Origin of the sequence: Massilia sp. KIM, from assembly GCF_002007115.1 — a bacterium.
In the GTDB taxonomy this organism is placed as follows: domain Bacteria; phylum Pseudomonadota; class Gammaproteobacteria; order Burkholderiales; family Burkholderiaceae_D; genus Telluria.
The window spans coordinates 518,040-528,991 of sequence record NZ_MVAD01000003.1 but is presented as its reverse complement, the minus strand read 5'-3'; the positions used below and the strand labels follow the sequence as shown (position 1 = coordinate 528,991).

Here is a 10,952-nt window from a genome sequence, read left to right as displayed (position 1 = left end):
CTGACTCGCTGCTTCAGCACGTCGTTCCCGCCTGCGTGGGAACGACGTTCATGAGGCGCATGCCACAGAAATTTTTCTGGACCGCTGCTTAAGCACGTCGTTCCCGCGCAGGCGGGAACCCAAGTTTGCGAGAACAGCTGCAAACCCAAGCAGCAAGCTCAGGCCAACTCCACCCTCGGATCCCGCGCCAGCAACTTGGCCGCCATCTCCGGCGCAGCCACGCCATCGAACAGCACCCCAGCCACCGCCTCGGTGATCGGCATCTCGACCCCCATGCCGCGCGCCAGTTCGCGCACCGCCTTCGCACAAGGCACGCCTTCCGCCACATGCCCCAGCTCGGCCACGATGGTATCGAGCGCCTTGCCCTGGGCCAGCGCCAGGCCCACGCGCCGGTTGCGCGACAAGTCCCCGGTGCAGGTCAGGATCAGATCGCCCATGCCGGTGAGCCCCATGAAGGTCCCGGCCTGCGCGCCCAGGGCCACGCCCAGCCGGGTGATCTCCGCCAGCCCGCGCGTGATCAGCGCCGCGCGCGCATTCAATCCCAGCCCCAGCCCATCGGCCGCGCCGGTGGCGATCGCCATTACGTTCTTGACCGCGCCGCCCACCTCGACACCCACCAGGTCGTCGCAGGCATACACGCGCAGGTTACCGCCGTGCACGGCGGCCACCACGCGCTCGCGCAGCGTCGCCGAAGTCGAAGCCACGCTCAGCGCGCACGGCAGGCCGCGCGCCACTTCTTGGGCAAAAGAGGGGCCGGACAAGGCCGCGCCCGGCACCGCGTCGCCCAGCACCTCGGCCATCACCTGGTGCGGCAGCAGGCCGGTGCCGGCCTCGAAGCCCTTGCACAGCCAGACCAGGTTGGGAATCGCGCGCCCGCGCAGCTGTTCCAGCAGCGGCCGCAGGCCGGCCACCGGGCAGGCCGCGATCAGGATCGGCGCCTGCTCGGGCGAAGCATCGCTCACGTGGCGCAGCGCCGCCTCGAAGTCGCTGCCTACGCGCAGCGCCGGAGGAAAAGGATGGCCCGGCAGGTAAGTCAGGTTGTCGCGCGCCGCCTCGGCCTGCGCCATCTGCTGCGGGTTGCGGCCCCACAGCAGCACGTCGTGACGCGCGGCCAGGGCGATGGCGACCGCCGTGCCCCAGGCGCCGGCGCCCAGCACGGTGATCTTGGATGGGTGTTTGTTCTGTTGCATGGAATTACTGTCGGCCATCACAGACCCCAGACGTCGGAGACCTTGATGTAGCCGATGATGCCGTCGCGGTGGCGCACCCGGGCCCAGGTCAGGGCCTTGGGGTCGACCAGCTCGAGCAGCACGCCCTTGTCGGCCGTCATCAGGACGGTCGCGCCCTCGTCGGCCTCGCTGAACACCTTGGCGCCGGGATTACGCACCAGCACGTTACGGCGCGGCGAGAGCGCGCGCGCCTGGGTCCAGGCCACGTCGCCGTTCATGTCGCGCACCTTGACCCACTCGCCATAGCTGAGCATCACCTGCAGGGGCATGCCTGCCGGCGCCACGTACAGCTTGTTGCCCTTGGCGGAAGGGGTGTCGTAGAGGATGGCCATCGGCCTGCCCACGGACTTGAAGTCGAAGGCGTGGGCATGCGAGGCTGCCAGGAAGAGCAAGCCTGCGAGAAGTCGGGAAGTGGTCATGGCGGGCCTGGGGTGATTCGGAAACCGGGGCGCCTTAAGGAAGAACGAAGGCAGGAAGGGACGCCGCCAGGGCGGCGTCCCGAAGAAACAGCTTAGCTCGGCTGAGTGGTCGCAGCCTGGGCCATGGCGGCCTGGCGCTGCTGGTAGAACGCCTCGAAGTTGATCTCGGCCAGGTGCACCGGCGGGAAACCGGCGCGGCTGATCACGTCGGCGATGTTGGCGCGCAGGTACGGGTAGATGATGTTCGGGCAGCCGATGCCCAGCAGCGGATCCATTTGCTCGGCAGGGATGTTGCGGGCTTCGAAGATGCCAGCCTGCTTGCCTTCCACCAGGAAGGCGACCTTGTCCTTGACCTTGGCGGTGACGGTGATGGTCACGGTCGACTCGTAGATGCCTTCAGCGATGCTCTCGGCGCCGACGTCCAGCGACACTTCGATGCCCGGGGCTTCCTGTTCCAGGAAGATCGACGGCGAATTCGGTTGTTCCAGCGACATGTCTTTCAGGTAGACGCGTTGGATTTGGAATACGGGTTGCAGGTTTTCGTCAGACATGGAACGCTTTCGTTGAAATTGTGGAGAACGGCATGATATCCCGCCGTTCAGGGTGCGTTGGTCAAACGCGAAGGCAATTGTATCAAAATCAATTTGGATGCAATAGCGCTTTCCCGGGCGCTTGACCCGCCCCTCAGGTGGACGGACGCGCCGTCCACCGCTGCATCATTCGCCCTTGAGCAGCGGGTCCAGGCGGCCCGCCTGGTCGAGGGCGTAGAGGTCGTCGAAACCGCCGACGTGGGTCTCGCCCACATAGATCTGCGGCACGGTGCGGCGGCCGGTGCGCTGCATCATGATCTGGCGCTGCTCGGGATCGAGGTCGACGCGGATGCGTTCGATGTCGGTCACGCCCTTGGCTTCGAGCAGGCGCTCGGCGCGCACGCAATAGGGGCAGCTGGCGGTGTGGTAGAGAACGACGTGTTGGCTCATGATGCTTCCTTCCAATATCGGTTATTTGGTCAGCGGCAGGCCGGCCGCGGTCCAGGCGGCCACGCCGCCTTCCAGCGCGTGGGCATCCTCGAAGCCGGCGGCAGCCAGCTGACGGGTTGCCTTGTCCGCGCGCGATCCGTTGCCGTCGACGACGATGACGGTGCGGCCCTTGGACTTGTCCAGCTCGCCGATGCGATTGGCCAAGTCTGCCAGTGCGATGTGTTTGGCGTCGCGCACATGGCCGGCCGCGTATTCGTCGGCGCTGCGCACGTCCAGCACCAGGGTCTTGCCACGGTTGATCATCTGGGTGGCCTGCAGCGGCGAGACGCGCTTGCCGCGCGGCGCCAGGGCGGGCCAGAGCAGGGCGCCGCCCGAAATCACGGCGATCGCCACAATGAAAATATTATCGAGGATGAATTTCACAAGGCTTCCAATGGTTGAACTGAATCGGCGCATTATAAAATAGATGCTCGACCGGATTTCAATCGCACCTTTTTTCAGAGAAGAGCTTATGTACAAAATCGTATTCATGCGCCACGGGGAATCGACCTGGAACCTGGAAAACCGCTTCACCGGCTGGACCGACGTCGACCTGACCGAGAAGGGCGTCAACGAGGCGAAGACCGCGGGCCGCGTGCTGAAGGAAGCCGGTTTCCGCTTCGACGTCGCCTACACCTCGGTGCTCAAGCGGGCCATCCGCACCCTCTGGCTGGCGCTGGACGAGATGGACATGATGTATCTGCCGATCAAGAACGACTGGCGCCTGAACGAGCGCCACTACGGCGCCCTGCAGGGCCTGGACAAGGCCGAGACCGCCGCCAAGTTCGGCGACGAGCAGGTGCTGGTCTGGCGCCGCAGCTACGACACCCCGCCGCCGGCCCTGGACGAGAACGACGAGCGCACCTCCTTCAAGGACCCGCGCTACGCCGGCCTGGACAAGTCGCAGATCCCGTTGACCGAATGCCTGAAGGACACCGTGGCCCGCGTCATGCCGGCCTGGGACGAAGAAATCGCGCCGCAGATCCGCGCAGGCAAGAACATCCTGATCTCGGCCCACGGCAACAGCCTGCGCGCCATCATCAAGATGCTGGACAACATCAGCGACGCCGACATCGTGGGCCTGAACATCCCCAACGGCCAGCCCCTGGTATACGAGCTGGACGCCGACCTGAAGCCCATCAAGCATTACTACCTGGGCGACCAGGAAGCGATCGCCGCCGCCATGGCGGCCGTGGCCAACCAAGGGAAGGCGAAGTAAGGTCTTGCGTTTGCCTGCCACGAAGTTCCTCGGGAGCGCGCTGCTGTGCGCCCTCCTGGGCCTGAGCCTGTCCCCCGACGCCCTTGCCCAGCGCCAGACCGAACGCAGCCGCCAGAAGGCGGCCGCGGAGAAGCAGCGCGCCGGTATCCAGCAGAAGCTGGCGGCGATCAAGAAGGAGATCAGCCGCACCGAGGACCAGCGCGAAGACGCCGCCGACACCTTGGCGGAGTCCGAGGCTGCCATTTCCGACGCCAACCGCGCCCTGCGCGAACTGTCCGAGGAACAGGCCGAGACCAGCACCCGCCTCGAAGACCTGGCGACCGAACAGAAACGCCTTTCCCAAACAATTGTTATTCAGAAGAAACAATTGTCGCAACTGCTGCGCGAACACTACGTGGCCGGCAACGAAGACCGGATCAAGCTGCTGCTCTCCGGCGACAACCCCAACCGCATCAGCCGCGACCTCCAGCTGATGGGCTATGTGTCCCAGGCCCAGGCGCGCCTGCTGGGCTCGCTGCGCGCCAACCTGGCCCAGGTCGAGGCCAACCGCGACAAGGTCGAGAACGCCAAGCAGGAGCTGGACGAGATCGCCGAGGAGCAGCGCGACCAGAAGGCGCTGCTGGAAAAGGAAAAGGCGCGCCGCGCCGCGCTGCTGCAGACCCTGTCGACCCGCCTGGCCGAGCAGCGCAAGCAGGCCGACCGCCTGGAGCGCGACGAACAGCGCATGAGTGGCCTGGTCGATCGCCTGTCGCGCCTGATCCGTGAACAGGCCGAGGCCGAGGCGCGCCGCCAGGCCGCCCTGGCCGCCGCCAAGGCCAAGGCCGAAGCGGAAGCCAAGGCGCGTGCCGAGGCCAGGGCCAAGGCCGCCGCCGAGAAGGCCGAGCGCGAGCGCATCGCGCGCGCCAAGGCGGAGCAGAACGCCAAGCCGGGCGCCAAGCCGCCGCCGCCCGAACCCGAGCCGCCCAAGGTGGCCGAGCAGGAGCCGCCGCCCAAGCCGGCGGAGACCAGGCCGAGCGCGCCGCCGCCGCCCGAGGTCACCCTGGCGCCGCCGGCCCCGGCCGGGGCCTTCGCCGCCCTGCGCGGGCGCCTGACCATGCCCCTGAACGGCAGCATCGGCGCCCGCTTCGGCGCGCGCCGTGGCGACGGCCCGACCTGGAAAGGCATGTTCATCAAGGCTCCGGAAGGCGCCGAGGTCAAGGCCGTCGGCCCGGGCCGGGTGGTGCACGCCGACTGGCTGCGCGGCTGGGGCAACGTGGTGATCATCGACCACGGCGGCGAGTACCTGTCCATCTATGGGAACAACTCGGCCCTCCTGAAACGCCCCGGCGACATGGTCAAGAGCGGGGACGTGATCGCGAGTGCGGGCAATACCGGCGGCAACGAGGAATCGGGGCTATACTTTGAGCTCAGGCATCGCGGCAAGGCCTTCGATCCGGCAGCATGGATCAAATTCTAGGGGCACACATGGGCAACAAAGCAAAGAACATGGGGCTGATCGGACTGGGCATGGTGGCCGGCGTCGCCGCCTCCTTCCAGTTCTCGGCCTATGCGCAGAAGAACGGCACGCCGCTGCCGCTCGACGAACTGCGCCAGCTGGCCGATGTCTACGGCCTGATCAAGACCGACTATGTCGAGCCGGTCGAGGACAAGAAGCTGCTGTCCGAAGCCATCGGCGGCATGGTCGCCTCGCTCGACCCGCATTCGGTCTACCTGGACCAGAAATCCTTCCGCGAGATGCGCGAGAGCGTGCAGGGCAAGTTCGTCGGCGTGGGCGTGGAAATCGCCAGCGAGGACGGCTACATCAAGATCGTCTCTCCCATCGAGGACACCCCCGCGCACAAGGCCGGCATCAAGGCGGGCGACCTGATCACCCGCATCGACAACGTCCCGGTGCGCAACATGAATGTGGACGAGGCCATCAAGCGCATGCGCGGCAAGGCCGGCAGCAAGGTCACCCTCACCATCGCCCGCCCCGGCGAGGACCAGCCCTGGGTGGTGCCCGTCACCCGTGAAGAAATCAATGTCCAGAGCGTCAAGGCCAAGATGGTCGAGCCGGGCTATGCCTGGGTGCGCGTGAGCCAGTTCCAGGAAAATACCCTGGAAGAACTGGCCAAGAAGACCAAGGCCTTGTACGCCGAACATCCCGAGATCAAGGGCCTGGTGCTGGACCTGCGCAACGACCCGGGCGGCCTGCTGCCTGGCGCGATCGGGGTCTCGGCCGCCTTCCTGCCCAAGCCGGACCAGGTGATCGTCTCGACCAAGGGCCAGTTGCCGGACTCGAACACGGTGTATTACGGCCGCCGCGAATACTACGCCCAGCGCGGCGACCCGCTGGCCGGCCTGCCCGCCGCCCTCAAGACGGTGCCGATGGTGGTGCTGGTGAACGGCGGTTCGGCCTCGGCTTCCGAGATCGTGGCCGGCGCCCTGCAGGACTACAAGCGCGCGATCGTGATGGGCAGCACGACCTTCGGCAAGGGTTCGGTGCAGACCCTGCGCCAGCTCTCGGCCGACACCGCGATCAAGCTGACCACGGCGCGTTACTACACGCCGAAGGGCCGCCCGATCCAGGCGACCGGCATCGTGCCCGACATGCGGGTCCACGAGACGGCGGACGGCGACATGCTCAACGCCCTGCGCGTGCGCGAGGCCGACCTGCAGCGCCACCTGGTGGCCGAAGGCGAGAAGAAGGACGGCAAGGCCCCCTCGGCGCCGGCCAAGGCCGACAGCCTGGAACAGCAGCGCCGCGCCATCGCCCTGCTGAAGGACCGCAAGCCGCTGGAGTTCGGCGGCAAGGACGACTTCCAGCTGGCGCAGGCGATCAATCACTTCAAGGGGCTGCCGGTGCAGCTGGCCAAGGAGCCTGAGGATCGCGCCAAGCGGACGCCGGAGCCGCTGCCGGGGGCGGAGCACAAGCCGCCGGAGATCAAGGCGCCGCCTAAGAAATAAGTGCGCTGCGCGAGGTAAAGAGTAACTTGGGTCCCCGCCTGCGCGGGGAGTCGTTTCCGGCAGTGCCGGGAACGACGGTCTTGAAGCTAGAGGCAGAGTTCAGCGCAACTGTTGGCCCGCGCCTTGAGTACGTCGTCCCCGCGAAGGCGGGGACCCAAGTTTGCCCGCAGCCCCGCAGCCCTAAAAGCACCCATGAACGACACCCAACTCCTGCGCTACTCCCGCCACATCCTCCTCGACGAGATCGGCATCGAAGGCCAGGAAGCGCTGTTGCAAGCCCACGCCCTGGTCATCGGCGCCGGCGGCCTGGGTTCCCCCGCTGCCCTGTATCTGGCCTCGGGCGGCGTCGGCCGCATCACCCTGGTCGACGACGACGAGGTCGACCTGACCAACCTGCAGCGCCAGGTCATGCACACCACCGCCCGCGTCGGCCAGCCCAAGGCCGAGTCCGGCCGCGAGGCCCTGCTGGCCATCAACCCCGACATCGAGGTCACCGCCCTGCGCGAACGCGCCGGCCCCGAGCGCCTCGCGGAACTGGCCGCCGGCGCCACCGTCGTGCTCGACTGCAGCGACAACTTCGCCACCCGCCACGCCGTCAACCGCGCCTGCGTGGCGGCCGGCGTGCCCCTGGTCTCGGGGGCGGTGATCCGCTTCGACGGCCAGCTCTCGGTGTTCGACCCGCGCCGCGAGGGCGCCCCTTGCTACGCCTGCCTGTTCCCCGAGGACAGCCAGTACGAGGACGTGGCCTGCAGCACCATGGGCGTGTTCGCCCCCCTGGTCGGCGTGGTCGGCGCCGTGCAGGCGGCCGAAGCCATGAAGTTGATTGCAGGAATCGGCCAACCCCTGGCCGGGCGCCTGCTCCTGCTCGAGGGCCGGGCCATGGAGTGGACCGCCATCGGGGTGGCGCGCAACCCCGCCTGCCCGGTTTGCGCCCGCCCTACCTGAGTACAATTGGGTGAACCTGCCATTGGCAAGCTGTCTTACAATTGCACATCCCAGGCGGTAAGCCCCGTCTAAGCAAGCCTGTCACATTTCGGGCTTATACTGTTCCGCTTCCAAACGTTTCACCACAAGCTCACTTATGCACATCGACATGCAACGCACGCAGCGCCGCCGCTCCGCCAAGGGTTTCACCCTGGTCGAGATCATGGTCGTCGTGGTCATCATCGGCATCCTGGGCGCCCTGGTCGTGCCCAAGCTGCTGGGCCGCACCGGCGAATCGCGCGTCACCGCCGCCAAGGTGGACATCGCCACCATGATGCAGGCGCTCAAGCTCTACAAGCTGGACAACCAGCGCTATCCCACCACCGAGCAAGGCCTCACCGCCCTGATCACCAAGCCGACCTCGGGCCCGGCCGCCAACGGCTGGAAGGATGGCGGCTACATCGAGAAGCTGCCCAAGGATCCCTGGGGCAATAGCTACCAATACCTTTCGCCCGGCATCCACGGCGAAGTGGATGTGTTCTCGCTGGGCGCCGACGGCCAGCCCGGCGGCACCGGCGAGGATGCGGACGTCGGTTCCTGGGAGTAAGTTTTCTTGATCCCGGCCCCGCGCCCGCTGCGCAAGGCCACCGGGTTCACCCTGGTGGAGCTGCTGGTCGTGATGGTCATCATCGGCATCACGCTCGGCCTGGCTTCGCTCAACGCCATCCCCAGCCCGCGCCAGGACCTGCAGCAGGAAGCCCAGCGCCTGGCGCTGCTGCTGCAACTGGCGCGCGACGAGGCCATCGTGCGCAACCGCCTGGTGGCCTTCGAGGCCAACGGCGAGCGCTACCGCTTCATGGTGCGCGGCGACACCGGCTGGGAGCCGGTCACCCGCGACGACCTGCTGCGCGAGCGCGGCTTCAAGAACGCCCCCCTGCAGCTGGTGCTGGAACCGGCCGGCGCCAGCGCCGCTGGCGAGACCCTGCGCATCACCTTCGGGCGCGAGCCGGTCGACAAGCCCTTCCTCCTGACCCTGGCCAGCGGCGGCAACGCCGTGGCCATCCGCGCCGACGGCGTTGGCCATTTCACGGTCGAATGACGATGCGCGCCCCCTCCCGCGGTTTCACCCTGCTCGAGGTGCTGGTGGCCCTGGTCATCGTCGGCACCGCGCTCTCGGCCGGCCTGCGCGCGGTCGGCAGCCTGACCGCCAACTCGTCCAACCTGCGCGCCTCCATGATGGCGACCTGGTCGGCCGAGAACCGCCTGGTGCAGATCCGCATCGGACGCGAATTCCCCGAGGTCGGGCGGCGCAGCTTTCCCTGCCCGCAAGGCGACCTTAATCTCATGTGCGAGGAAGAAGTCTTTACCAGCCCCAACCCGCTGTTGCGCCGCATCGAAGTGTCGGTCTTCGACGTCGACAATCCCGGCCGGCGGATTGTCAAACTGGTCCAACTCGTCCTGAGGCCCTCACCGATATGAAACCCCAGCGCGGTTTTACCCTGGTCGAGCTGCTGGTGGCGATCTCGATCTTGGCCATCGTGGCCGTGCTCGGCTGGCGGGGGCTGGACGGCATCGTGCGCGGCCGCATCATCCTGACCGAGCAGATGGAGGCCACGCGCGGCATGCAGCTCGCCTTCGCCCAGATGCAGAGCGACTTCGCCCATATCGCCGGGGCCGACGTGATCGGCCGCCGCCCCTACCTGCAATGGGACGCCGACCGCCTGACCCTGGTGCGCAAGGTCTATGTCGAGAACGAATCCTCGCGCCTGCAGGTCGTGTCCTACCGCGTGGTCGGCGGCCAGTTGCTGCGCCGCGAGACCCCCGGCACGCGCGACCTGGTCCAGCTCGAACAGCTGTGGGAAGCCATGGCCGGCGACGCCCCGGCCCAGAACGCGCCGCCGGTGGCCCTGCAGGGCGGGGTGCTGGCCATGCAGGTCCAGGCCTGGCAGAGCAATGCCTGGCGCAACGATCCGGCGCGCATAGTCGGTGATCCGCTGCTCGCGCAGCAGCAGGCGCTGCCGCCGCTGGCCACGCCGGCCGGCCAGCCGGCCCTGCCGGGCAACCTGTCCGAGCCCACCGGCGTGCAGGTCGCGCTCAGCGTGCGCAATGTCCCCGCGCCGCTGATGAAAGCCTTCCTGCTGGGAGGCACCTGATGCGCACCATGCCTCCGGCCTTCCTCCAGCGCCAGCGCGGCGTCGCCGTGGTCACCGCGCTGCTCCTGACCACCCTCGCCATTTCCATCGTGGCCAGCCTGTTCTGGCAGCAGCAGGTCCAGGTACGCTCCATGGAAAACCAGCGCCTGCAATTGCAGACCCAGTGGATCCTGCGCGGCGCCCTCGACTGGGCCAGCGTTGTCCTGCGCCCGAGCAATTACACCGGCGATTACACCTCGCTCGACCAGGTCTGGGCCACCCCGCTGGCCGAGACCCGGCTCGACCAGTACATCGAACGCGAGCGCATCGAAGGCGAAAACTTCGACGCTTCGCTGTCCGGCAACATTATCGACGCGAGCTCGCGTTACAATCTTACTAACCTGGCAAAGGACGGGATCGTCGATCCCCACCAGCAGGCGATCTTCAACCGGCTGCTGGTCAACCTGCGCCTGGATGGCCGACTTGCGCAGCGCGCGGCCCTGCTGGTGGCGGCCGGTCAGCCGCCGCCGGCGGTGCCGACCGACCCCGGCAACCCGCAGGGCGGGCAGCAGGGCGGGCAGCAGGGCGGTGGCGCGGACGCCAGCGGCAGCACGCGCGAGGCGGCCGGCATCACCGGCACGCCGATGCCGCTGATGCGGGTCGACGACCTGCTGAGCCTGCAAGGTTTCACACCCGAGGTGGTGCAGACCCTGCGCCCCTTCGTGACCGTGCTGCCGGCGCGGACGCCGGTGAACGTCAATACCGCCCCGGCCGAGGTGCTGGCGGCAGTGCTGCCGGGGTATTCGCTGTCGGAGGCGAACGTGCTGGTGGAGCGGCGCAAGCGTGCGCCCTGGCGCGACCTCAACCAGTTCAAATCTGAATTGAAGACGACGGAAGGGTTCGAGGATGGCGATATCAACGTGCAAAGCAGTTATTTTTTGGTACAAAGCCGCATCCGGCTCGACCGGGCTGCACTAAATGCTGAATCGCTGATCAGCCGTGGCAACATCATCGGGGGCGGCACCAAGGTGATCTGGACCCGCCAGAACTAGAAGAAAGCGAGA

The 10,952-nt window shown here is 67.3% G+C and carries 14 protein-coding genes; 9 read left to right on the top strand and 5 right to left on the bottom strand.

Annotated features, from left to right (window positions below):
• Positions 1–158: 158 nt before the first annotated feature.
• From B0920_RS22630 to B0920_RS22610, 5 genes are all read right to left on the bottom strand, one after another.
• Entirely contained in the window at positions 159–1,190 is a 1,032-nt protein-coding gene (locus tag B0920_RS22630) for an NAD(P)H-dependent glycerol-3-phosphate dehydrogenase (protein ID WP_078034955.1), read from the bottom strand.
• A gap of 17 nt (positions 1,191–1,207) precedes the next feature.
• The gene (locus B0920_RS22625; RefSeq protein WP_078034932.1) at positions 1,208–1,648 is read right to left on the bottom strand and encodes an SH3 domain-containing protein; all 441 of its coding nucleotides are present in this window, start codon (positions 1,646–1,648) and stop codon (positions 1,208–1,210) included.
• Positions 1,649–1,740: 92 nt separating this feature from the next.
• Positions 1,741–2,199, bottom strand: a complete 459-nt coding sequence (gene secB / locus B0920_RS22620; RefSeq protein WP_078034931.1) for a protein-export chaperone SecB — start codon at positions 2,197–2,199, stop codon at positions 1,741–1,743.
• 165 nt (positions 2,200–2,364) lie between these two features.
• Positions 2,365–2,628, bottom strand: coding sequence for a glutaredoxin 3 (gene grxC, locus B0920_RS22615; RefSeq protein WP_078034930.1), 264 nt, complete (start codon positions 2,626–2,628; stop codon positions 2,365–2,367).
• A 21-nt stretch (positions 2,629–2,649) separates the two neighbouring features.
• Positions 2,650–3,051, bottom strand: a complete 402-nt coding sequence (locus B0920_RS22610; protein WP_078034929.1) for a rhodanese-like domain-containing protein — start codon at positions 3,049–3,051, stop codon at positions 2,650–2,652.
• 88 nt (positions 3,052–3,139) lie between these two features.
• Between B0920_RS22610 and gpmA the strand changes: the two genes are divergently transcribed.
• The 9 genes from gpmA to gspK all read left to right on the top strand — a co-directional run bounded on the left by gpmA (position 3,140) and on the right by gspK (position 10,940).
• Positions 3,140–3,886, top strand: a complete 747-nt coding sequence (gene gpmA / locus B0920_RS22605) for a 2,3-diphosphoglycerate-dependent phosphoglycerate mutase (RefSeq protein WP_078034928.1) — start codon at positions 3,140–3,142, stop codon at positions 3,884–3,886.
• Between the two features lie 10 nt (positions 3,887–3,896).
• The gene (locus B0920_RS22600; protein WP_078034927.1) at positions 3,897–5,342 is read left to right on the top strand and encodes a murein hydrolase activator EnvC; all 1,446 of its coding nucleotides are present in this window, start codon (positions 3,897–3,899) and stop codon (positions 5,340–5,342) included.
• A gap of 8 nt (positions 5,343–5,350) precedes the next feature.
• The gene (locus B0920_RS22595) at positions 5,351–6,832 is read left to right on the top strand and encodes a S41 family peptidase (RefSeq protein WP_078034926.1); all 1,482 of its coding nucleotides are present in this window, start codon (positions 5,351–5,353) and stop codon (positions 6,830–6,832) included.
• Positions 6,833–7,024: 192 nt separating this feature from the next.
• On the top strand, positions 7,025–7,777 hold the full coding sequence (locus tag B0920_RS22590; protein ID WP_078034925.1) for a HesA/MoeB/ThiF family protein: 753 nt from the start codon (positions 7,025–7,027) through the stop codon (positions 7,775–7,777).
• Between the two features lie 148 nt (positions 7,778–7,925).
• Positions 7,926–8,363 carry a type II secretion system major pseudopilin GspG gene (gene gspG, locus B0920_RS22585; RefSeq protein ID WP_078034954.1) on the top strand — a complete coding sequence of 146 codons (438 nt, stop codon included), beginning with the start codon at positions 7,926–7,928 and terminating at the stop codon, positions 8,361–8,363.
• 9 nt (positions 8,364–8,372) lie between these two features.
• Positions 8,373–8,855, top strand: a complete 483-nt coding sequence (gene gspH, locus B0920_RS22580) for a type II secretion system minor pseudopilin GspH (protein WP_143745888.1) — start codon at positions 8,373–8,375, stop codon at positions 8,853–8,855.
• Entirely contained in the window at positions 8,852–9,235 is a 384-nt protein-coding gene (gspI, locus tag B0920_RS22575; protein ID WP_078034924.1) for a type II secretion system minor pseudopilin GspI, read from the top strand. The genes gspH and gspI overlap by 4 nt, the downstream gene beginning before the upstream one ends.
• The gene (locus tag B0920_RS22570) at positions 9,232–9,909 is read left to right on the top strand and encodes a type II secretion system protein J (protein ID WP_078034923.1); all 678 of its coding nucleotides are present in this window, start codon (positions 9,232–9,234) and stop codon (positions 9,907–9,909) included. Before gspI ends, B0920_RS22570 begins: the two co-directional genes overlap by 4 nt.
• The gene (gene gspK / locus B0920_RS22565) at positions 9,909–10,940 is read left to right on the top strand and encodes a type II secretion system minor pseudopilin GspK (RefSeq protein ID WP_078034922.1); all 1,032 of its coding nucleotides are present in this window, start codon (positions 9,909–9,911) and stop codon (positions 10,938–10,940) included. The genes B0920_RS22570 and gspK overlap by 1 nt, the downstream gene beginning before the upstream one ends.
• Positions 10,941–10,952: the final 12 nt, after the last annotated feature.

What these genes read in the sequence shown, in the direction of transcription:
- B0920_RS22595 (WP_078034926.1), top strand. Translation starts at nt 5,351, where the DNA reads ATGGGCAACAAAGCAAAGAACATGGGGCTGATCGGACTGGGCATGGTG.
- secB (WP_078034931.1), bottom strand. Translation starts at nt 2,199, where the DNA reads ATGTCTGACGAAAACCTGCAACCCGTATTCCAAATCCAACGCGTCTAC.
- B0920_RS22590 (WP_078034925.1), top strand. Translation starts at nt 7,025, where the DNA reads ATGAACGACACCCAACTCCTGCGCTACTCCCGCCACATCCTCCTCGAC.
- gspG (WP_078034954.1), top strand. Translation starts at nt 7,926, where the DNA reads ATGCAACGCACGCAGCGCCGCCGCTCCGCCAAGGGTTTCACCCTGGTC.
- gspI (WP_078034924.1), top strand. Translation starts at nt 8,852, where the DNA reads ATGACGATGCGCGCCCCCTCCCGCGGTTTCACCCTGCTCGAGGTGCTG.
- B0920_RS22570 (WP_078034923.1), top strand. Translation starts at nt 9,232, where the DNA reads ATGAAACCCCAGCGCGGTTTTACCCTGGTCGAGCTGCTGGTGGCGATC.
- gspK (WP_078034922.1), top strand. Translation starts at nt 9,909, where the DNA reads ATGCGCACCATGCCTCCGGCCTTCCTCCAGCGCCAGCGCGGCGTCGCC.
- B0920_RS22630 (WP_078034955.1), bottom strand. Translation starts at nt 1,190, where the DNA reads ATGCAACAGAACAAACACCCATCCAAGATCACCGTGCTGGGCGCCGGC.
- grxC (WP_078034930.1), bottom strand. Translation starts at nt 2,628, where the DNA reads ATGAGCCAACACGTCGTTCTCTACCACACCGCCAGCTGCCCCTATTGC.
- gpmA (WP_078034928.1), top strand. Translation starts at nt 3,140, where the DNA reads ATGTACAAAATCGTATTCATGCGCCACGGGGAATCGACCTGGAACCTG.
- B0920_RS22625 (WP_078034932.1), bottom strand. Translation starts at nt 1,648, where the DNA reads ATGACCACTTCCCGACTTCTCGCAGGCTTGCTCTTCCTGGCAGCCTCG.